At 70.1% G+C, this 19,559-nt stretch carries 19 protein-coding genes; 8 read left to right on the top strand and 11 right to left on the bottom strand.

Features of this window, described 5'->3' with window-relative positions; all coding sequences use genetic code 11:
- Nucleotides 1-13 precede the first annotated feature (13 nt).
- Together J2X41_RS10500 and J2X41_RS10495 are read left to right on the top strand one after the other, a co-directional pair.
- Nucleotides 14-826, top strand: coding sequence for a TauD/TfdA family dioxygenase (locus J2X41_RS10500; protein ID WP_310081684.1), 813 nt, complete (start codon nt 14-16; stop codon nt 824-826).
- A 213-nt stretch (nt 827-1,039) separates the two neighbouring features.
- On the top strand, nt 1,040-2,233 hold the full coding sequence (locus J2X41_RS10495) for a M23 family metallopeptidase (protein ID WP_310081682.1): 1,194 nt from the start codon (nt 1,040-1,042) through the stop codon (nt 2,231-2,233).
- 6 nt (nt 2,234-2,239) lie between these two features.
- Here the strand turns inward: J2X41_RS10495 and J2X41_RS10490 are convergent, their stop codons facing one another.
- The 3 genes from J2X41_RS10490 to J2X41_RS10480 all read right to left on the bottom strand — a co-directional run bounded on the left by J2X41_RS10490 (nt 2,240) and on the right by J2X41_RS10480 (nt 4,666).
- On the bottom strand, nt 2,240-2,725 hold the full coding sequence (locus J2X41_RS10490; RefSeq protein ID WP_310081680.1) for a VOC family protein: 486 nt from the start codon (nt 2,723-2,725) through the stop codon (nt 2,240-2,242).
- 126 nt (nt 2,726-2,851) lie between these two features.
- Nucleotides 2,852-3,673, bottom strand: a complete 822-nt coding sequence (locus J2X41_RS10485) for an oxidoreductase (protein ID WP_310081678.1) — start codon at nt 3,671-3,673, stop codon at nt 2,852-2,854.
- Nucleotides 3,674-3,811: 138 nt separating this feature from the next.
- Nucleotides 3,812-4,666 (bottom strand): TauD/TfdA family dioxygenase, encoded by an 855-nt coding sequence (locus J2X41_RS10480; protein ID WP_310081774.1) that lies wholly within the window; start codon nt 4,664-4,666, stop codon nt 3,812-3,814.
- A 275-nt stretch (nt 4,667-4,941) separates the two neighbouring features.
- Here J2X41_RS10480 and J2X41_RS10475 point away from each other — a divergent pair, with 275 nt between their 5' ends.
- The 4 genes from J2X41_RS10475 to J2X41_RS10460 are packed head-to-tail and all read left to right on the top strand — an operon-like array spanning nt 4,942 to nt 9,014.
- Nucleotides 4,942-6,180, top strand: a complete 1,239-nt coding sequence (locus tag J2X41_RS10475; protein WP_310081677.1) for an SRPBCC family protein — start codon at nt 4,942-4,944, stop codon at nt 6,178-6,180.
- Nucleotides 6,177-6,965 carry a 4,5-DOPA dioxygenase extradiol gene (gene ygiD, locus J2X41_RS10470; RefSeq protein WP_310081674.1) on the top strand — a complete coding sequence of 263 codons (789 nt, stop codon included), beginning with the start codon at nt 6,177-6,179 and terminating at the stop codon, nt 6,963-6,965. The genes J2X41_RS10475 and ygiD overlap by 4 nt, the downstream gene beginning before the upstream one ends.
- Nucleotides 6,966-6,978: 13 nt before the next feature.
- Nucleotides 6,979-8,055, top strand: a complete 1,077-nt coding sequence (locus J2X41_RS10465) for an acetamidase/formamidase family protein (RefSeq protein ID WP_310081673.1) — start codon at nt 6,979-6,981, stop codon at nt 8,053-8,055.
- 8 nt (nt 8,056-8,063) lie between these two features.
- Nucleotides 8,064-9,014, top strand: a complete 951-nt coding sequence (locus J2X41_RS10460) for a helix-turn-helix domain-containing protein (RefSeq protein ID WP_404979924.1) — start codon at nt 8,064-8,066, stop codon at nt 9,012-9,014.
- Between the two features lie 8 nt (nt 9,015-9,022).
- Here the strand turns inward: J2X41_RS10460 and J2X41_RS10455 are convergent, their stop codons facing one another.
- From J2X41_RS10455 to J2X41_RS10445, 3 genes are all read right to left on the bottom strand, one after another.
- A complete protein-coding gene (locus J2X41_RS10455; protein WP_310081669.1) occupies nt 9,023-9,655 on the bottom strand; it encodes a hypothetical protein in 633 nt (210 codons plus the stop codon).
- 152 nt (nt 9,656-9,807) lie between these two features.
- The gene (locus tag J2X41_RS10450; RefSeq protein WP_310081667.1) at nt 9,808-10,299 is read right to left on the bottom strand and encodes a hypothetical protein; all 492 of its coding nucleotides are present in this window, start codon (nt 10,297-10,299) and stop codon (nt 9,808-9,810) included.
- Nucleotides 10,296-10,736, bottom strand: coding sequence for a MarR family transcriptional regulator (locus tag J2X41_RS10445; protein ID WP_310081665.1), 441 nt, complete (start codon nt 10,734-10,736; stop codon nt 10,296-10,298). The genes J2X41_RS10450 and J2X41_RS10445 overlap by 4 nt, the downstream gene beginning before the upstream one ends.
- Nucleotides 10,737-10,915: 179 nt before the next feature.
- Between J2X41_RS10445 and J2X41_RS10440 the strand changes: the two genes are divergently transcribed.
- Together J2X41_RS10440 and J2X41_RS10435 are read left to right on the top strand one after the other, a co-directional pair.
- Nucleotides 10,916-11,974 (top strand): histidine kinase, encoded by a 1,059-nt coding sequence (locus tag J2X41_RS10440; protein ID WP_310081663.1) that lies wholly within the window; start codon nt 10,916-10,918, stop codon nt 11,972-11,974.
- Nucleotides 11,971-12,762, top strand: coding sequence for a LytTR family DNA-binding domain-containing protein (locus J2X41_RS10435; RefSeq protein ID WP_310081661.1), 792 nt, complete (start codon nt 11,971-11,973; stop codon nt 12,760-12,762). The genes J2X41_RS10440 and J2X41_RS10435 overlap by 4 nt, the downstream gene beginning before the upstream one ends.
- On the opposite strand, the gene J2X41_RS10430 is transcribed toward J2X41_RS10435, so the two are convergent.
- From J2X41_RS10430 to J2X41_RS10410, 5 genes are all read right to left on the bottom strand, one after another.
- The gene (locus J2X41_RS10430) at nt 12,759-13,352 is read right to left on the bottom strand and encodes a hypothetical protein (protein ID WP_310081659.1); all 594 of its coding nucleotides are present in this window, start codon (nt 13,350-13,352) and stop codon (nt 12,759-12,761) included. The genes J2X41_RS10435 and J2X41_RS10430 overlap by 4 nt on opposite strands.
- Before the next feature lie 186 nt (nt 13,353-13,538).
- On the bottom strand, nt 13,539-13,817 hold the full coding sequence (locus J2X41_RS10425; RefSeq protein ID WP_028037777.1) for an HU family DNA-binding protein: 279 nt from the start codon (nt 13,815-13,817) through the stop codon (nt 13,539-13,541).
- Nucleotides 13,818-14,123: 306 nt separating this feature from the next.
- Nucleotides 14,124-14,327, bottom strand: coding sequence for a hypothetical protein (locus J2X41_RS10420; RefSeq protein ID WP_028037776.1), 204 nt, complete (start codon nt 14,325-14,327; stop codon nt 14,124-14,126).
- A 51-nt stretch (nt 14,328-14,378) separates the two neighbouring features.
- Nucleotides 14,379-18,158, bottom strand: a complete 3,780-nt coding sequence (locus J2X41_RS10415; protein ID WP_310081656.1) for a LamG-like jellyroll fold domain-containing protein — start codon at nt 18,156-18,158, stop codon at nt 14,379-14,381.
- Between the two features lie 130 nt (nt 18,159-18,288).
- On the bottom strand, nt 18,289-19,554 hold the full coding sequence (locus tag J2X41_RS10410) for an SGNH/GDSL hydrolase family protein (RefSeq protein WP_310081655.1): 1,266 nt from the start codon (nt 19,552-19,554) through the stop codon (nt 18,289-18,291).
- Nucleotides 19,555-19,559 lie beyond the last annotated feature (5 nt).

The raw sequence follows: 19,559 nt of genomic DNA, 5'->3' as shown, positions 1-19,559 counted from the left end.
GGAGTTGCGCCACATGGCCTACGACGTGCTCGATGTGAGGCCGATGACCCGCCGGATCGGCGCCGAGATCTTCGGCGTCGACCTGGGCAAGCCGCTGAGCAATCGCCAGTTCGAGGAGATCCACCGGGCCCTGACCCAATATCAGGTGATCTTCTTCCGCGACCAGCAGATGGACCACCAGGCCCACAAGGACCTGGGCCGCAAGTTCGGGAACCTGGCGATCCATTCGGGCGTGCCCGGCCTGCCCGAGCACCCGGAGATCGTGGCCATCCACGCCGACGCCAATTCCAAGTTCGTGGCCGGCGAGAACTGGCACTCGGACCTGACCTGCGATCCCGAGCCGCCCCTGGGCAGCATCCTCTACATGAAGGTCCTGCCCGACGACGGCGGCGACACCTGCTTCGCCAGCATGTACGCGGCCTACGAGACCCTGTCGGACCGGATGAAGGCCTATCTGGAGGGGCTGTCGGCGGTGCACGACGCCAATCCGGTCTACAAGGCGATCTTCCCGGACCTGGACCGCAAGTACAATTGCTCGACCCATCCCATCGTCCGCACCCATCCGGTCAGCGGCAGGAAGAGCCTGTTCGTCAATCCGTCCTACACGACCCATGTCGCCGGCGTGTCCAAGGCCGAGAGCAACGCGATCCTCAGCTATCTCTACCAGCACGCCTCCAACCCGGACTTCCAGGTGCGCTTCCGCTGGAAGAAGAACTCGGTGGCCTTCTGGGACAACCGCTGCACCTGGCACCAGGCGATCTGGGACTATTTCCCCGATACCCGGACGGGCTACCGGGTGACCGTGGCGGGCGACCGGCCGTTCTAGGGCTTTAGCTCCGGGGCCGAAACCTCGTCCTTCGACACTCAGGATGAGGTTTCTACTGCCGGGTCGGTAGAGGGTCCTCATCCTGAGCCTGTCGAAGGACGAGGACCACGCACGGCCTTGAAGATCGATCCGTCCAGGCCTCGCCAATCGCTTGATGTTTGACAGGGGCGGGCAGGGCGTTCTCAAACAGGCGGAGCATGGGAGGCCGTCCTGGTGAAGTCGCGTCGATTCCTCCTCGGCCTGGCCTTGGTCGCCGTGCTGGCGGCAGCCCAAACCCAAGCCCAAGCCGCGGTCGCTCCGCCCATCCAGGCCTTCGCCCAGGCTCCCGTGGAGGTCCGGGTTCCAGCGCCGCCCCGGCCGACGGTTGCCAGCGACGGCGTGACCCACCTGGCCTACGAGCTGCATGTCAGCAATTTCTACAAGGACACTGGCGCGCTGATCCTGCGGCGGGTGAGCGTCTATGCTGACGACGACGCCAGGCCGCTGGCCAGCTTCGTGGACGCCCAGGTCAACGACCTGCTGGCCCATCCGGCCGACGTGGCGCGCGGCGGCGTTCCGGTGGAGGGCGGCGGGCGGGTGGTGCTGTTCCTGTGGCTCGACCTGCCGGCCGGCGCCAGGCCGCCAAAGGTCCTGCGCCACCAGCTGGAGTTCCGGCCGCCGGCCGGGCCGGAGCAACTGGTCGACGGCGTCCGCACGCCGGTCGACGCCGCGCCGCCGATCGTCATCGGCCCGCCGCTGGGCGCGGGGCGCTGGCTGGCCCATGAGGGCCCGGGCAATCACCTGTCCCACCACTGGGGAAGCCCGGTGGCCGCCAACGGCCGGGTGACCATTCCGCAGCGCTACGCCATCGACTTTTTCGGGCTGGACGGGGCGGGGCACGCCGTGCGCGCCGCCCTCGACAAGCTGACCGAGTCGACGAACGCCGACTGGGCGGGCTACGGCGCGCCGGTGCTGGCCGTGGCCGACGGGGTGGTGCGCGACGCCCGCGACGGTCAGCCCGACAACAGGCCGATGACCAGCCCGCCCGCGCCCGCCGAGCTGACCGCCCGGTCGCTGATGGGCAATTTCGTGGTGCTGGAGATCGCGCCCAAGGCCTTCGTGTCCTACGCCCACCTCCAGCCTGGAAGCCTGACCGTCAAGACCGGCGACCGGGTCAAGCGCGGCGCCGTGATCGGCCTGCTGGGCCAGTCGGGCGCCGCCAACGCGCCCCACCTGCATTTCCAGGTCACCGACGCGCCGACCTTCGAGGAATCCGAGGGCCTGCCGTTCGTAATCGAGCGCTTCGACTACCTGGGCCGCGAGCGCGTCAGCGACGCCCTCGACCAGACGACCAAGGTCTCGCCCGCTCCGCCGTCGGCCCGGCGCGACCAGACGCCGCTGGACGGCGATGTGCTGGAATTCCGGTGAACCCGCCTATTCCCGGGTGAAGCTTTCCGGGACCTCCGGGCTGGCCCCCGCCTTGCCCCACAGCACGATTTCGTTGCCCCAGGGGTCACGGAAGGCGTGGTTGTAGCCGTTGAACTCGGCCCAGTAGTGGTCGCGCCACAGCAGCTCCGCGCCGAGTCCGGCGGCCGTCCCCAGGATCCGGTCGGCGCTGTCGTCGTCGCCGATCAGCACCCAGATGCGCGGCTTGCGGCCCTCGGTCGACAGGCCGCGCGGCTCGACGCCAGCGGGCTCGGGATGGGGGCGGGCGTTGGCGGCCTTGAAGATCCCCAGGTGCAGGTTGCCGATCTCGCTGTCGGACCCGTCGCTCTTCTTGAAGAAGCCGCCGGGCACCATGCGGTGGTATTCGCCCTTGGGCCGGGCGTCGTTCTCCCAGCCGAACACTTCCGCGTAGAACCGGCCGGCGGCGTCGGGGTCGTCCGAGGCGAGGTCGACGAAGATCAGGGTGTTGGTCATCAAGGTGTCCTTGCAAGGCGGGTGGGACGCCCTCGTCCTTCGACAGGCTCAGGATGAGGGCGAATGCGAGGGCGGATCAGTTGAAATCCTCATCCTGAGCCTGTCGAAGGACGAGGATTTCACGGCTCATTCGAAGCCGATCGACAGGGTGAGGTCCTTCCAGGCGTCGATGTCGGCCTGGAGGCCGGCGGCGGCGTAGCCGGCGTATTTCAGGGCGTCCTCGCCCAGCAGCAGGTGCAGGGGCGGAGCGGGCTCGTCGGCGATGCGCAGGATGGCCTGGGCGGCCTTCACGGGGTCGCCCGGCTCGTGGCCGGCGTGATCGGCCATGATCCGTTCGGCGTCGCGGGCCACGCCGTCATAGTCGGCGATCTTGCCGGCCACCACGGCCTTGGAGCCGCTGGCGAAGGCGGTGCGCAGGCCGCCCGGCGCGACATTGGTCACCTTGATCCCCAGCTCGGCCACCTCGGCGGCCAGGGTCTGGGTCAGGCCCTCCAGCGCCCACTTGCTGGCGCAGTAGACCCCCGTGCCGGCCCAGACCGCCAGGCCCGAGACCGAGGTGATGTTGATGATCCGCCCGGCGCGACGGGCGCGCATGGCCGGCAGCACCGCCTTCAGCATCGCCATCGGGCCGAGCACATTGGTCTCGAACTGGGCGCGGACCTCGTCGAGCGAGGCCTCCTCCACCGCCCCGACCAAGCCATAGCCGGCGTTGTTGACCAGGATGTCGATCGCTCCCGCCGCCGCCTCGGCCCGGGCGACGCCCGCGCGCACGGCGGCCTCGTCGGTGACGTCCAGCACCAGGGCGCGGACGCCGAGCCGCTCGAGGGCCGCGGCGGCCTCGGGCTTGCGCACCGTGCCGAACACGACGTCGCCGCGGGCGAGCGCCGCCAGGGCGATCTCGCGCCCGAGCCCGCCGGATGCGCCGGTGATCAGCCAGGTCTGGGTCATTGAAACTCCTGGAAAACAAGATCCTCCCCCTGTGGGGGAGGTGGCCCGAAGGGCCGGAGGGGGGAGGGGCTGGGCGCTCCCAGATACTCCCCCCTCAGTCGCTTCGCGACAGCTCCCCCACGGGGGGAGCCCCTAGGATCAATAAGGCTTGTCGCCCTTCACCCATAGCCGGTGCATGGTCCGGAAGTACTTGGTGTCGTCGTAGAGCGTGCCGGTGTGCAGAGTGCAGCGGTTGTCCCACATCAGAAGGTCGCCCTTGGCCCACTTGTGGCGATAGACGAAGTCGTCGCCGGTCATGAATTCCACCAGCTCGTCGATCAGGGCCAGGCCCTCGGGACCAGGCTTGCCGATCACCTCGGTCACCGTGCCGGTCGAGGGCCACAGCGCCTTGCGGCCGTCGGCGGGGTGGGTGCGGATCAGCGGATGCTCGACGTCGGGATTGGCCGCCGCCATCTCAAGCGACAGGATCTGCGCGCCGAACTCGCGGGTGGCCATGAAGTGCCGGTAGCTGTGATGCAGGCTCAGCGGCAGCAGCTGCGCCTGCTTTTCCGGCGACAGGGCGTTCCAGGCGGCGCAGCCATCGGCCAGCAGGGTGTCGGAGCCCTCGTCGGGAACCTCCACCGCATAGAGCATGGTCAGCATCACCGGCTCGGGCTTGTAGCTGTAGTCGGTGTGCCAGCCGACGCCGTCGTTGTGGGCCCCGATCGGCTTGCCGTCGACCACCCGGTTGCTGAGGATGAAGATCTTCGGATAGCCGGGCAGGGTGAAGCGGGTCTGGGTGTGGTCCTCGGGCTCGCCGAACCGGCCGATGAAGCGCATCAGGTCGTCCGGCGTCATGGTCTGGCCGGACACCACGACGGCCCCGTGGCGGTGGAAGGCGGCGACCACCTTGTCGATCTGCGCGTCCGAGGCGGACGGCAGGTCGATGTCGTGGATCCGCGCGCCGAAGCCGGGCTTCAGGTCCGAGATCGTCAGGTCGTCGGCGAGCGTCATGTCCACGGGCGTGGTCCTCTGGAAGCTGTCTGGACCCGAGGCTAGGCATCGTCGCCAGGCGCGTCTTTCCCCAGCGCGCCCGATCGCTTTCCGTGCGCGTCCCGCAAAGTCGGCGATGCGCGCGCCTTGCGCGTCTTTTGCTCATTTCCGCCCGAGAAGTCGGCGACGCCGCCCGGGCATCGGGCGACGGCCAAGTTATCGTGCGCGCTGGTGCAAGACCGACGGGCGCGCCGCGCCTAGCCTTCGTATCGATTAGTCGAAGGAGCGCATCCGCCATGGGCCCCACGCCCGCCGCACCCCACCTGGCCGCACCCCACCTGAACGACGCCTTCTTCGACGGCCTGTCGCGCTCGATGCTCGACGTCGACGCGGCCGAGACCCTGCCGCCCGCCTGCTACACCGACGCGGCCTTCTACGCCTTCGAGAAGGAGGCGCTGTTCAATCACGAATGGCTGTGCGTGGGCCGGGTCGACTGGGTGAAGGAGCAGGGCGACTACTTCACCACCACGATCATCGGCGAGCCGATCATCGTCACCAGGAACCGCTCCAACGAGATCAAGGCGATGTCGGCGGTGTGCCAGCACCGCGCCATGCTGGTGGCCGAGGGCCGGGGCAACACCCGCGGCTTCGTCTGCCCCTACCACCACTGGGTCTATTCGCTGAACGGCGACCTGGTCAACGCCCCGGCCATGGAGCGGGCCTGCGACTTCGACAAGAAGGCCGTCCGGCTGCCGGGCTTCAAGGTCGAGGTCTGGCTGGGCTTCATCTTCATCAATTTCGACGCCGAGGCCCCGCCGCTGGCCCCCCGCCTGAAGGCGGTCGAGGACGCCATCGCCAGCTACGACCTGGCCAACGCCGGGGGCCTGAGCCCGCCGATGACCGGCCAGTTCGCCTGGAACTGGAAGGTGATGTTCGAGAACAACAACGACGGCTACCACGCCAACAAGCTGCATCGCGGCCCGCTGCACGACTTCATTCCCAGCGAGCTGTGCAGCTTCCCTGAGGCCGCCGAGGGCGACGCCGGCTTCCTGCGCTACAACGGCACGACCCATCCGGATGTCAGTTTCAACCCGACCCAGAAGGCGGTTCTGCCGATCTTCCCCGGGCTGACCGAGGTGGACCGTAACCGCGCCACCTTCGCCAACATTCCGCCGACCCTGTCGCTGGTGATGACCAGCGACATGGTCATCTACCTGATCCTGCGGCCCACCGGTCCGGAAACCATGGAGCAGGACACCGGCCTGCTGGTCGCGCCCGGGGCCACCGAGACGCCCGGCTTCGAGGAGCGGCTGGAGATGATCATGACCTCGGCGGGCAAGATCATCGCCCAGGACATGCGTGTCGACGAACTGGTCCAGGTGGGGCTGCGTTCGCGGTTCGCGGTGCGCGGCCGCTATTCCTGGCAGGAGGGGGCGCAGGTGCAGTTCAACCGCTGGCTCACCCCGCGCTACCAGAAGGCCTGGGCGGCGATGAAGACCGCTCAACGCGCCATTGGGCCGGAGGTCGCCGCATGAGCCGGATGCCCGTCGTCTTCTTCGGCCACGGCAGCCCGATGATCGCGCTGGAGACCAACGACACCACCCGGACCTGGAAGGCGATGGGCGAGGCGTTCGGCAAGCCCAAGGCCATCCTCTGCGTCTCGGCCCACTGGCTGACCCAAGGCGTGGCCGTCACCGCCATGGCCGCCCCGCGCACCATCCACGACTTCGGAGCTTCCTTCCCCAAGGCCTTGTTCGACATGCAGTATCCGGCCCCCGGCTCGCCCGAGCTGGCGGCGCGGGTGAAGGACCTGCTGGCCCCCCAGCCGGTGGCGCTGGACCAGCAGGGCTGGGGCCTGGACCACGGAACCTGGTCGGTGTTGAGCAAGGTCTATCCCGACGCCGACGTGCCGGTGGTGCAGCTGTCGATGGACGCGACCAAGCCGCCCGAGTGGCACTTCGAGCTGGCCAAGCGCCTGGCTCCGCTACGCAACGAGGGGGTGTTGATCGTCGGCACCGGCAACATCGTCCACAACCTGCCGGCCATGAACTGGGACGAGCGCCACTGCGCGCCCTACGACTGGTCGCAGCGGTTCAACGACCACATCAAGCAGGCGATCGTCGACGACGCGCCCGAGCGCGCGGTGGACTTCGCTTCCCAGGGCCAGGACGCCGCCAAGTCGGTGCCGACGCCGGACCACTACTGGCCGCTGCTCTACGTGCTGGGCGCGCGCCTGCCCGGCGACGTCGCCGCCTTCGCCCCCGACCACATCGAGCACGGCTCGCTGAGCATGACCTCGGTCACGCTCTCGGCCGCCTGAGGATCGAAGACCGATGCCCTTCATCTGCGAACCCGGCCAGACCCGTCCCGACGTCCTGCCCACCGCCCTGCACACCCTGAACGCCACGCCGGCCACCGTGCACTGGGGTTATTTCGATCCGTCCATCAAGCCGGCCCTGCGCATCAAGAGCGGCGACCTGGTCAGCGCCGAGGCGATCACCCACCACGCCGGCGACGCGCCCGAGCTGATGATGGACGAGGCGGTCACCCGCATCTTCACCGAAATCCCCGAGGACGACCGCAATCCCGGCGTCCACATCATGACCGGCCCGATCTACGTGGAAGACGCCAAGCCCGGCGACGTGCTGGAGGTGCGCTACCTGCGCATGGTCCCGCGCAACAACTACGGCTCCAACCTCGCCGCCAGCTGGGGCTACCTCTACAAGGAGTTCGGCGAGAAGGAGCGGGTGACGATCTACGAACTGGATCAGAACACCAACACCGCCAGCGCCCTCTACGCCTATGACTTCGAAGGCAAGTACCTGATCCCGGGGACGATCACCCGCTGCCCCGAATGCGACCGCCAGCCGGCCCTGAACGGCGTGCGGGTGGCGGCGCGGCCGCACCTCGGGACAGCCGGGGTGGCGCCCGCCGTCGACGGCCGGGTCAGCACCATCCCGCCTGGCGCCCACGGCGGCAATATCGACAACTGGCGGATCGGGGCGGGGGCGACGATGTACTACCCCGTCCAGGTCGAGGGCGGACTGTTCTCGATCGGCGACCCGCACGTCAGCCAGGGCGACGGCGAGATCTCCGGCACGGCCATCGAGAGCTCGCTGAACGTGCTGATGCAGATTGTCCTGCGCAAGGACTTCGTCGCGCCCGGACCTTTGCTTGAGACGCCAAAGTGGTGGATCGTCCATGGCTTCCACGAGGATCTTAACGTGGCCATGAAGGACGCGTCGCTAAACATGCTGACCCTGCTGTCCGACCATGTCGGCCTGTCGCGGAACGACGCCTATTCGCTGATGAGCGTGGCCAGCGACTTCGGCGTCACCCAGGTGGTGGACGGCAAGCAGGGCTGCCACGTGCGCATCCCGCGCGACATCTTTCCCCAGATGAAGGGCTAATGGGCGCCATGAAGGCCTGGTCGTTCAGCACCGACAGCCATCCCCGCGCCGAGCGGGCCCAGGCCTGGCGCGAGGCGATGAACCGGCTGGGCCTGCCGATCGAGGGCCTGTCCGACGCCGAGCCGGCCAGCGCCTCGGTGGTCTGCCTGGCCTCACCGCTGGGCATCGAGTTCGCCCTGGTCGAGGCCGGGGCCCAGGCGATCTCGGGGCGCCTGAGCGGCCAGCCGGCGGCCGTCTGGCTGGCGGTGCTGCTGAGCGGCCAGGCGACCCTGGTCACCGAGGACCTGGCCGAGGAGCTGGTCCCCGGCGACATCGCCTACGGGCCGACCGGCCAGGCCGCGGCCCTGCGGCTGGAGACCCGCTGCCGCCTGATGTTCGTCCGCGCCCCGCGCGTGGCCCTCGACCACCGGCTGATCACCCCGGTCAGCCTGCGGGTGGGGCGGCTGCAGGCCGCGACCGGCGTGACCCACATCCTGTCGGGCCTGCTGCGGGCCACGGCCGAGGGGCTGGAGGACCTGACCGTCGACCAGCTTCGCCCCGTCGAGCTGTCGCTGACCGAGTTCCTGGCCATCTGCCTGGCCGAGGGCGGGGCGGCGACCGACGTGCTGGGCGCCAACACCGGCGCGCCCACCGCCCACCTGCAGCGCCTGTGCCAGACCATCGAGACCCTGCTGCCCGATCCCGACCTGTCGCTGCGCCGGGTGGCCGACGAGGAGGGGGTCTCGCCCCGCTACGTCCAGAAGCTGTTCGCCAGCGCCGACGAGACGTTCAGCCACTACCTGCGCACGCGACGCCTGGAGCGCTGCCGCACCGACCTGGCCAGCCCGCAGCACGCCCGGCTGTCCATCTCCGAGATCTGCTTCCGCTGGGGCTTCAACGGCTCGGCCCATTTTAGCCGGGCGTTCCGCGACCAGTACGGGCAGTCGCCGCGCGAGTTTCGGCAAGGCGCGGCGGCCTAGCGCGGCGTCTAGAACGAGAAGGCGCAGGCGACGCCCGTCCGCCAATCCTTGTCGGGCGCCGCGCCCGGCCCGCCGGCCATGTCGGTTTCCTGGACGCGGGGCACGCAGTTGTTCTTGGGCTTGCGGGCCAGGAAGGGCTCGCGCTGCTTTTCGGCGGCGTAGCCCGCCAGCTTGCCGGGATCGACGCCGGCCAGAGGTCCGCCGCGCCCGGCCGCGCCGGCCAGGCGCAGCTCGCAATCGCGCCGCTCGGCCTCCGACAGGCGATGCAGGTCGGCGTCGGCGCAGCCCAGGGTCCGATGCAGGGCGGCGCCCAGCGAGGGGTTGGGCGGGGGCGACGGCGCGGTGGGCGCGGGTGCGGAAGCTATCGGCGACGGAACGATGTCGGGTGGCGCTGGAACCGCGGGTCTGGCCGCGGGCTGTCCGGGCGAGGCTCGAGAGGCGGTGGGCGAGGGCGGACGACGGGACGGTGGGCGCGGCGCGGGCGATCGCGTGTCGGGCGCCAGGTCCAGCTCGACCACGATCTCGGGTGGGGCGGGCGGCGACCGCATGCCCCAGAGCAGACCGGCCAGCAGCGCCAGGTGGGCCAGGATCGACAGTCCGACCGCCGCGCTCCGTTCACGCGCTCCGCCCCTGGCGCCCATCCCCCGCATCCCCACAGCCTGAAGCTGTGGACAGGGTCATGGGCGGAATGGCTGGAACAAGGCTGAAACGCGCCCAAGGCAAGGCTTTGAAGGCCTGGCGAGCGCCACGGTCGTTGGCCAGGGTGAGACCTAGACAGGCGCTCCGGCGGCCGTCACGCCGTAGGGGCGCGAGGCGACAACGTCACGCGGGCCGCGAACAGGGCGATCGGCAGGCCGACGCCGACCATGTGGATCGCCACCCCGCCCAAAAGCACATCGAGCGGCGGAACGGGCCTCGGGCCGAACCGCGCCAGCAGGACGACATAGTTCATGACCAGATAGCAGCCGATCCCGTACAGCGGTCCCCACAGCCAGGGGCGGCGGCTCAGGGTGGGCAGCCGACGGCTGGCGGCGACATAGACCGCGGCCATGACCAGGGCGATGGCGAGGTGGAGCAAGGCGCCCAGCAGGGCCGAACCCGCTCCCGCCCGATAGGCCGCCTTGCCGAGCACGCCGCTGGCGATCGACTGCAGGATCCTGGCCGGGCTCACGCCGCGCAGGCCGAAGGCGACGAAGGCGTAGGTGATGTCCAGCACGGCGGCCGTGAGCCCGCCGCCCAGTACGGCGGCCAGGGGGCTGATCGGGGTCCTGGGCGAGACGGTCACGAAGCCTCTCCATGGGCTTGAGCGGCAGGCCTGTCGCCGCGGTCGGACCGGACGACGGGGGCGACCGACAGCATGATCGGCGTGTGGGCGGCGATCAGCAGCTCGATGCGGGCGACCAGGGCCCGGCCGCGCTCGGTCAGGCCCAGCAGGCGCTCGCGGGGGTCGATCGGGCTGGTCACGCTGTCCAGCAGACCCAGCGACGGCGGCAGCGGCCGCTCGATGCCGCGTCCGGCCAGGGCGCGGGCGACGCGCGAGGCGCCGGCCTCGGTCAGGCCGCAGGCCTGGGCCAGGGCCGAGACGTTGACGCCCGGATTGTCGGCCACATAGAGGAACACCCGCACGCTGGTCAGGCTGATCGGCGGATAGATCCGCCGGAACAGCTCCAGGGCGGCCAGCACGGCGTCGCGGCGATGGACGCGAGCGGCTTGCGCCGTCATGCGGTTTTCTCCGTGGGTTGCGAGTCCCGGCCGCGATCCTGGCAGCCAGGACGGGCCTGTCAGGCCTGGCGAGACCAACGGCGCGCATCCTGCTGCGAGCGGTTCGTTCGTCTGCGAACGGCGCCGCTGCGTCTGCGAACGGCGCTTTGCGCGTGGCGCGCCAGCGGCGACAATGGCCCATGACCACCAGCCCGGCCGACCGGCGGCAGACCCGGACCATCCTGATCGCCACGGCGGGGGTGTGGCTGCTGGCCTACGCCGCCATGACCCTGGGCTGGGTCAGCGCCAAGGCCCCGCACTTCTGGGACGGGGCCCTGCGGCGGGCGGTGGTCTGCCTGGTCGGGGCGCTGATGTGCCAGGCCATGGGGCCGCTGCTGCTGCGCTCGACCCCCTGGCCGTTCGTGCGCCGCCTAGCCCTGGTCGCGGCGCTGTCGCTGGGGGGCTCGCTGGCGTTCGGCGTGGTCGACTACACCGTCTATGTCGCCATCCTGCCGCGCTGGCCGGAGTCGACCTTCTGGGGCGTGATGCTGATCGGCCGCACGGTGTTCTGGTTCTTCGTGGCCTGGGCGGCGATCTTCATGGCCGTGCACGCCGACCTGGCCGCCCGCGAGGCGCGGTTCAAGCTGGAGGCGGCGCGGGTGCTGGCCACCGAGACCCAGAACCGCATGCTGCGCTACCAGATCAGCCCGCACTTCCTGTTCAACACACTCAACGCCCTGGCGACCCTGGTGATGGAGCGCCAGAACGACCGGGCCGAGCAGATGATCCTGGGCCTGTCCGGATTCCTGCGCCGTTCGTTGGAGCGCGACGTGCGCGAGAGGGTCACCCTGGCCGAGGAACTGGACGGCGAGCGACAGTACGTAGCCATCGAGCAGATCCGCTTCGGCGAGCGCCTGCGCTATGTCGAGCGCGCGCCCCCCGAACTGGCGGACGCCCTGGTGCCGAACCTGATCCTGCAGCCGATCATCGAGAACGCCGTCAAGCACGGCCTGGCGCGCAGCAGCGAGCCGGTGGTCGTCGAGGTGGTGGCCGAGCAGCAGGGCGGCCGGCTGTCGATCACCGTCACCGACGACGGGGGCGGGGCGGTGGACGGGCCGCCGGGCCTGGGCGTGGGGCTGGAGAACGTCCGCCGGCGGCTGGAGACCTGTTACGGCGACCAGGCCGCCTTGACCTGCGGCCCGCGCACGCCAAGGGGCTTCCAGGTGCGTCTGGACCTGCCGCTGGAGCGGGCGGGATGAGCGACGCGGCCCTGACCGTCCTGCTGGCCGACGACGAGCCGTTGGCTCTGCGCCGCCTGCACCGCCTGGTCGGCCAGGTCGAGGACGTGCGGATCGTCGGCGCGGCCGTCGACGGCGACCAGGCCCTGGCCCTGGCCCGCGAGACCGCCGCCCAGGTGGTGATCATAGACATCAAGATGCCGGGGCTGGACGGGGTGGGCGTGGCCCGGGCCCTGGCGGGTCCGCAGGGTCCGGTGGTGATCTTCGCCACCGCCTTCGACCGCTACGCCATCCAGGCCTTCGACCTGGCGGCGGCGGACTATCTGCTCAAGCCGTTCGACGGCGCCCGGGTGGCCGAAGCCCTGGGCCGGGCGCGCGCCCAGGTCCAGGCGCGCGACGCCGAGCTGCGGATCGGCGAACTGCGAGCCATCGTCCGGGATCTGCGGGCGGAGGGCGCGGGCGCGGCGGACGGTTTCGAGACCGAGCTGTGGATCGAGGTCCGGGGCGGGGCCCAGCGGGTGCTGGTGCGCGATCTCGACTGGATCGAGGCCGAGCGCGACTATGTCCGCCTGCATGTGGGCGCGCGCGGCTATCTGGTCCGCGACTCGATCCGCCGCCTGGTCGAGCGGCTGGACCCTGAAGTGTTCGTGCGCATCCATCGCTCGGCGGTGGTCCGGCGCGACCGGGTGGTGCAACTGGCGCCGCGTCCGGGCGGCGGCCTTGTCGCGGTGCTGACGAGCGGTGATCGGCTGCCGGTGGCCCGAAGCCACGCCGCCGCCGTCCGCCGGCTGTTTCGGCGTGGGAGCTAGTAGCCCAGCCGCTTCAGCTCGGCCTTGACCGCCGCCACGGTCTTGAAGCGGTAGTGTTCGTCCGGGCCGTCGCGCCGACCGCATTCGCACCCGGCCCCGAACTTGCCGCTGACGGGCAGAAGCGTCAGCTGCGCCTGGCCAGGCTTGGGCGCGTCGAACAGGCGGACCTCGTAGAGCGTGCCGGAAAAATCGTAATGGACCTGCGACCAGGCCAGGATGACGATCAGCTCCCTGTCGACGTCGCGATCGGCGTTGGCGAAGCCGATCGCCAGGATGTCGGGCGTCCCACCCTCCTGCTCGCCCACGGTGACGTCGATCGCGCGGTAGCCGCCGGCGGCCTGCCGCTGCAGCGCGACAAGCGGGCGTTCCGGATCTGCGTCGGCCGTCGTGTAGTCGACGAACAGGGTCGGGACGCCGTTCCAGCTCGCGAGCGTCGTATGCGGGTCGGAGTCCTTCGGCAGCCGAAGGGCGCGCGTCGCGAAGGCCACGTCGCTCTCGCCCGGCGCGCGATCGAGGGTCTGGGCGCGCGCGCCGGCGCACAGGCTGGCGAGCGCCAGGACCAGACCGGTGAACCGTCGGAGGTGCTTCATGCGCGGCGACCCTGGCATGGCCCTGGGAAACAGGCCAGGCGCTGTCGGGATGGTCGAATTGTCGAGAGAAGGTCGGAGAGGGGCGAAGCCCCTGCATCGGGCGCGCGGGCGACCCGGAAGACATCTGGCGGCGCGAGGCGGGCCAGGATGAGCGGCCGGTGGTGAGACCGGCCGCTCGCCGAGGGATCAGCCGTTGACGGCGTCCTTCAGTTGCTTGGCCGGCGTGAAGGCGACCTTCTTGCTGGCCGCGATCTCGATGGCGGCGCCCGTCGAGGGGTTGCGGCCGGTGCGGGCCGGCTTGGCCTGGACCTTGAACTTGCCGAAGCCCGGGATCGAGACTTCCTCGCCCTTCACGGCGGCCTCGGTCAGCGACTTGAAGACGCCGTCGATGATGGCCTTGGCCTGAGTCTTGGTCAGCTTGTCGTCGGCGGCCACGGCGGCGTCGACCAGATCCGAAACGTTCATAAATCAGCTCATCTGCTGGGAATCAAAAGAGAGCCAACCCTGCCGGGCCGGACGCGCTTTGTCACCTCATCATGAGAATGAGGGTTAAGACGCCGGTTCGGCGGAAGTCGGCGGGCGTTAGGTTGCGGAAAACGCGTGCTATATCAACCCTCTAAAGGAAAGCACCGGAGCCGATGACCGGCGGCGAAATCGCTTCTACGCAGGTGCGAACCGATTGTGCGCCTGCGAAGAACGACGGCGAATCCAGAGAATCGGCCCGATGGCCGCCCCGCTAAAGCTTGGCCGTAGGCGCGAGACCGTCCGCCGTCAGGCCGCGTGGGCGAGCAGCCGTTCGTAGCGTTGCAGGATCCGCTCGAGGGTCGAGCGCTTGATCGGCTTGCCGTCCCGCAGCTTGGTCCAGGTGGTTTCGCTGATCGCGTAGCAGTCGAACAGGTGCTCGCGCGTCACGGCGGGCAGCCGGGCGCGCAGGCGCTGGACGAGGTCGCGAGGTACGGTGAGGGTTTCGGCCATGGGCGAAGCAACGCCCCCGGAGCGGATCGGCTCCGGGGTCTCCAAGCTAAATCAGGGGGCGGTGACGATATTGTTGAGCTGGGTGATCTCCGGCGCGCCGGCCGGGGGGATGATGCGCACGCGGTAGCCAGTTTTCCAGCCGGCCTTTAGCGCGACCTGGGCGGTCTTCGGCTTCAGGTCGAGGGGAGCCGGCAGGACGGGCGTGGTCGCCCGCGCCAGTTCCTTCCCCGAGGCGTCCTCGACGACCACGACCGAGGCCGGGGCCGGCTTGGCGCCCAGGCTGTGGACCGTGACGGTCAGCCCAGACCGCCCGACCTTGACGTCGTCGCGGCCGATCCCGAGGTCGGGGCGTTCGGTCACGGGCGTGGCGGCGGGCGTTTGCAGGGTGAACTCCCAGGTCGTGGTCTTGCCGGGCGCGAAGGTCACGTCCAGGCCGGTGGTGCGCTCGAACGCCACCGAAGCCGCGGGCTCGGCGGTCCCATCGACGGCCCGCGTCACCGACCACTGGCCGGCCGCGACGTCCCATCCGGTCATCACCGCGTGCAGCGGCCGGCCGGTCAGGTTGTAGCCGGTGACCTTGAAGCTTTTCTGTCCGCCGGTGACCAGGATGCCGACCTCCTCGGCGGCGGTCGGCGTATCGAACCGCCAGCTGACCAGGTGGCCGGGGAACATCTGGTTGCGGCGCAGGGCCATGCCGCCGAGCCGGGAGCGCTGCAGGATGTCGCTGAACAGCTCCACCCGGTCCGACCACCAGTGCGCTTCGGTCACCATCCACATCCGCTGCTCGGCGGTGGTGATCTCGTCGCTGTAGACCTTTTCCAGATAGGCGGTGTCGCCGGTCGAGCGCCAGGCTTCGTACAGCACGAACGGATCGTCCGAGCCCTTGTCGACCATGGCCTTGATCATCGGCGCCGCCTGGGCGCGCAGGCCCAGCATGTCGATGACGTCGCTGTTCAGCTCGTCCAGGCCGCGACCCGACTGGTGGGCGATCTCGCCCTTCAGCGGGCGCAGATACTTCTCGTCGCCGGTCCAGCGCCAGGCCGCCCAGAACAGCTGCATGGCCGCGACATTGCCCCGGCCCTTGCCGGTCAGCTCGCCGCGTGACTGGCCGGTGGCGGCGTTGATGTCCTCCGGATAGCGCCAGGTCCCGTCCGGATCCTGCTTGCCGTGGGCCAGGTGGCCGTCGGCCAGGTCGATGATCAGCTTGCGCAGGGTGGGATCGCCGTTGAAGTCGGCGATCAGCATGCCCGGGTGCAGGATCAGGTACGAATAGGGATGCGACCAGCCCCAGGGCCCGTCGCGCGAGACGTCGCTGGCCGAGAAGAAACGGCTGAGGATGTGGACATGCCCGTCCTCGCCCCTGTTGGCGACGATCGGATAGGCCCGGGCCGTCTCCATCATCCGCTCGACGACCTTGGGGTCGCCATAGCTCGTGTACATCGCCTCGGCCTTGAGGTTGATCGCCTCCTCGTACGAGTGCAGCTCGTCGGTCTTGATCTTCGACAGGCCGTCCGGGACCATGTCGTTCCTGTAGGCCGCGTCGAGCAGGGCGTCCAGCGAGCCGGTGGTCTTGTCGGGGATGTCGCCCATCAGGGCCAGGGGCGGCCACTGCTGGGTCAGGTCGTCGTCGTCCGAGATGCCGCCGCCGAAGTCGCCGTAGGGGACCTGGCGGTTGTCGATCCACCATTCGATGAACTTGCGCACCCGCTTGAGGTCCTCGACCTGCAGGAACGCCCACTTGGGGACGCCGGCGGGGGCGGTCGGCAGGGCGACGGGGACGCCAGGCTGCTCGGGATTGAGTTCGGCCCACATCTCGCGGCCGTGCAGATTGGCCGGGTCGACGCGCAGCAGGTCCGACAGCTCCAGGTCCAGCCGCGCATAGCGGGCCAGGCGTTTGGAAACGTCGTGCTCCTCGACCAGGAAGGCCAGGTTGTCGCGCGCCTGGGCCAGGCGGTCGGCGACGTGCTCGGCCTTGGCCTCGGCGGCGGGCTTGAACTTCAGCCGCACCGCCATGCCGTCCAGCTGGCGGGCGTTGAAGTCGGCGCCGGCCGCGGCGAGGGTCAGGTAGAGGCTCTTGCCCGCGGGCAGCAGGCGGTCGCGGGTGTCGAGGAAGATCGTGCGGGCCTCGCCCGGCTTGACCGAGATATTGACGTCCAGCAGGTCGCGGCCCGGCCACAGCGGATCCTTGACCTTGATGTTCAGCGGGAACAACTCGCCGTGGGTCGGCTTGACCTTGAGGGCGGGGATGTCGAGGACCACGCCGTCCAGGCCGACATCGGCGCCTTGCCAGCCATATTGGAACTTGCCGACGGGGCCGCCCGGACGGGCCAGGCGGAAGTCGGCGGGGATCAGCACGTGGACGATGGGCTGGGCCGGACCGGGCGCCGTGTCGGCGCGCGGCTTGGTCGGCGCCGAGGCGGGCAGGGCGGCCACGAGGGTGCGCTCGCCGGCCGCGTACCGGCCCCTCATGAAGGTCGAAAGTTCGTCCAGCGCCGGATAGGCGGCCGGGTCGGCGCCGGGGCGTACGACGTAGCTCAAGGTGAACTCGTCCGGCTCGACGGCGACCGTGACGTTATAGGCCGCCAGCTCCTGGATCGGGGTTTCCTGCACCAGGTTGTCGAACCGCAGCTTGCCGCCCTTCAGGGCCGCGAACTGGTTGAACGTGCGCAGTTCGCCCTTGGGACGCCTGGCCAGCGGGGTCTCGTGGCCGGCCGCGTCGATCGTGGTCAGCGACCCATAGGCCGCGCCCTGGAATTCCAGCCGGTTATAGGGCTCGTCGGGCAGGGTGAAGATGATCGCCTTGCCGCCCTCGACATAGACGTTCCAGTCCGGCAGCTCGAAATAGTCGTGGCGGCCGGGCAGCCTGGAGCGGTTGTAGACGCCGGGCCAGGTGGTTTCGGCGATGCCGTCCGAGCCCAGGCTCATGCGCTCCTTGAGGTCGAACTGGTCGGTGAACTCGACCTTGCGGATCGTGGTTCGGGCGTCGGTCAGATAGGGCGGCGGGTCGGTCGGACGGTCCCAGCCGTAGCGGTGGAGCCAGGTCTTGGCGTCGGGGGCGGCGACGGCCGGGGCCGGGTCCTTGCCGGCGGCCAGGCCGGCGACGGCGGCGTCGTCCAGGGCGTGGTCATAGACGCGGATGTCGTCGACGTCGCCGCCGCGGACGAACTGGTAGGCGCTCTGCACCTGGTGGGGCGAGATCACCCGGCTGTGCGGGCCGAACTGGTCGAGCCCGGCGTCGAGGGCGGCGGCCTGGGCCTTCGAGGCGACGGGCTTGCCGTCGATATAGAGGGCGATCCCCTTGGCCTCGTCCCAGGTGAAGGTGACCAGGATCCACTGGTCGGGCCGGGGCGGCGCGGCCGTCGTGCTGACCCGCACCCGGGCGAGGTTGTTGTCGGTGACGAAGGCGTCGAAGCCCTTGCCGTTCCAGTCGATGCGCAGCCAGGCCATGTCCCAGCTGGTGTGGTCGGCGTAGCCGACGCGGAACAGCGGGAAGGGCGTGGTCCCGACCGGGTCGCGGGCCCGCCAGTAGAAGCTGAGCGTACCGCGCTGGGCGTAGAGATTGCCCGGCGCCATCCAGCTGAGCGTCTCCTCGCCGGCCGCCTCGACATAGGGGCCGTGGACCGGGTCGGTCTTGATCTTGACCTTGTCGGCGAAGTTGGGGGCGGCCTCGCCGCCGGCCAGGTCGGCGGTCAGGCCCTTGTCGCCGGTCAGGTGGTACAGCAAGCCGCCGTCGCCCTGCGGGTCGGGGGCGGCGTGGACGAGCGCGGGCGCGGCGGTCAGCGCGGCCGACAACAGCAGCGCCGCCTTGAGGGTCTGTCTTGCGCGGGCCATCGCCCCTCCCTGAATCCGCCCTGCCCAGTCTTCCACGGAAACCGGTGTCAATCGAGCGAGACCATGGTCTAGGGTCAGCACATTGCAGGTTTGTTTCCGCCGGTTTGTTTCCGGCCGCGTGTTTCCGCTTTCAGCGCGTGAACAGGTCCAGCGGCACGGCGTCGGCCATGGCCTTGTAGCCGGCGAGGGACGGGTGCAGGCCGTCGCCGGAGTCATAGGCCGGCGCCAGCTTGCCGGGATTGGCCGGATCGCGCATCAGCCGGTCGAAGTCGATCACCGCGTCGAAGCGGCCGGGCGTCCGGATCCAGGCGTTGACGGCCTGGCGATCCTGCTCGTTGCTGGCGTCGGGATGATAATAGCCCGAGCCGCCATAGGGCATGACGGTGGCGCCATAGACCTTGATCCCGCGGTCACGGGCCCGGCGGATCATCTGGTCGTACGAGGCGATCATCCGGGCCGCCAGGGCGGCGTGGGCCTCGGGGCTGGCCGGCTGTTCGCGGGTCAGGGTCCCCAGGTCGTTCACGCCCTCCAGCAGGATGACGTACCGGACGCTCGCCTGGTTCAGCACGTCGCGGTCGAAGCGGGCCATGGCGTTGGGGCCCAGGCCGTCCAGCAGCAGGCGGTTGCCGCCGATGCCGGCGTTGAGCACGCCCACGCCCCGGGTGCGCGGATCGGCCTGCAGGCGCGCGGCCAGGATGTCGGGCCAGCGATTGTTGCCGTTGGTGGTGACGCCGTAGCCGTCGGTGATCGAGTCGCCGAAGGTCACCAGGCTGGCGCCGGCCGGGCGCTGCACGTCGACGCCCGAGATCTGGAACCAGTGGTCCAGCGACTTGCCGCCGGTCAGCTCCGCGACCGCCAGCTGGTCGCCGGCCCCGAACCACGAGGTGGTGCGCGAGCCGGGATGGCTGGTCTGCTGGGCGGGGAGCGGGCCGTCGAAGCGAATCGTGACGGCCATGTTCGTCAGGGGCTTGGCCGGGAAGTCGATCGGATCGGACAGGTATTCGGCGCCGGCGGGGATGACCACCTCCGGGCGGCCGGAGAAGGCCAGGGCGCGGTCGCTGGCCGGGTCGATGCGGGCCGAACCGGGGGCGGTGGCCAGGGCGACATGGACGCCCGTCAGCTTCAGCGGCTCGGTCCCGAAGGCGTTGGACAGCCGCAGGCGGATCCTGCCGCCGCCGGTGCTGAGCCGCAGGGTCTGGCGCAGCGTGCCGTCGGCGACCTCGGCGGCGGGCAGGGCGTCCTTGGCCGCCGGAACCATCTGGGCCGAGGCCCAGGAGGCCACCCAGCGCTCGGTCTTCGCCGCCTTGCCAGGCGCGGCTTGGGCCAGAGCGAGGGGAGAGGCGGCCACCGACAGCGCGGCCATCAGTCCGACCAGGGTGCGTCTTGCGATATCCAAGGCTT

This window comes from Caulobacter sp. BE254, assembly GCF_031457295.1.
GTDB lineage: Bacteria > Pseudomonadota > Alphaproteobacteria > Caulobacterales > Caulobacteraceae > Caulobacter.
Note: the sequence above shows the minus strand (reverse complement) of the source record. Positions and strands in the feature narration are given on the sequence as shown.

Bases quoted from the DNA above. Each gene is read 5' to 3' on its own strand.
- J2X41_RS10500 (WP_310081684.1), top strand. From the start codon at position 14: ATGGCCTACGACGTGCTCGATGTGAGGCCGATGACCCGCCGGATCGGC.
- J2X41_RS10490 (WP_310081680.1), bottom strand. From the start codon at position 2,725: ATGACCAACACCCTGATCTTCGTCGACCTCGCCTCGGACGACCCCGAC.
- J2X41_RS10485 (WP_310081678.1), bottom strand. From the start codon at position 3,673: ATGACCCAGACCTGGCTGATCACCGGCGCATCCGGCGGGCTCGGGCGC.
- J2X41_RS10480 (WP_310081774.1), bottom strand. From the start codon at position 4,666: ATGACGCTCGCCGACGACCTGACGATCTCGGACCTGAAGCCCGGCTTC.
- J2X41_RS10475 (WP_310081677.1), top strand. From the start codon at position 4,942: ATGGGCCCCACGCCCGCCGCACCCCACCTGGCCGCACCCCACCTGAAC.
- ygiD (WP_310081674.1), top strand. From the start codon at position 6,177: ATGAGCCGGATGCCCGTCGTCTTCTTCGGCCACGGCAGCCCGATGATC.
- J2X41_RS10465 (WP_310081673.1), top strand. From the start codon at position 6,979: ATGCCCTTCATCTGCGAACCCGGCCAGACCCGTCCCGACGTCCTGCCC.
- J2X41_RS10460 (WP_404979924.1), top strand. From the start codon at position 8,064: ATGAAGGCCTGGTCGTTCAGCACCGACAGCCATCCCCGCGCCGAGCGG.
- J2X41_RS10455 (WP_310081669.1), bottom strand. From the start codon at position 9,655: ATGGGCGCCAGGGGCGGAGCGCGTGAACGGAGCGCGGCGGTCGGACTG.
- J2X41_RS10445 (WP_310081665.1), bottom strand. From the start codon at position 10,736: ATGACGGCGCAAGCCGCTCGCGTCCATCGCCGCGACGCCGTGCTGGCC.
- J2X41_RS10440 (WP_310081663.1), top strand. From the start codon at position 10,916: ATGACCACCAGCCCGGCCGACCGGCGGCAGACCCGGACCATCCTGATC.
- J2X41_RS10435 (WP_310081661.1), top strand. From the start codon at position 11,971: ATGAGCGACGCGGCCCTGACCGTCCTGCTGGCCGACGACGAGCCGTTG.
- J2X41_RS10430 (WP_310081659.1), bottom strand. From the start codon at position 13,352: ATGAAGCACCTCCGACGGTTCACCGGTCTGGTCCTGGCGCTCGCCAGC.
- J2X41_RS10425 (WP_028037777.1), bottom strand. From the start codon at position 13,817: ATGAACGTTTCGGATCTGGTCGACGCCGCCGTGGCCGCCGACGACAAG.
- J2X41_RS10420 (WP_028037776.1), bottom strand. From the start codon at position 14,327: ATGGCCGAAACCCTCACCGTACCTCGCGACCTCGTCCAGCGCCTGCGC.
- J2X41_RS10415 (WP_310081656.1), bottom strand. From the start codon at position 18,158: ATGGCCCGCGCAAGACAGACCCTCAAGGCGGCGCTGCTGTTGTCGGCC.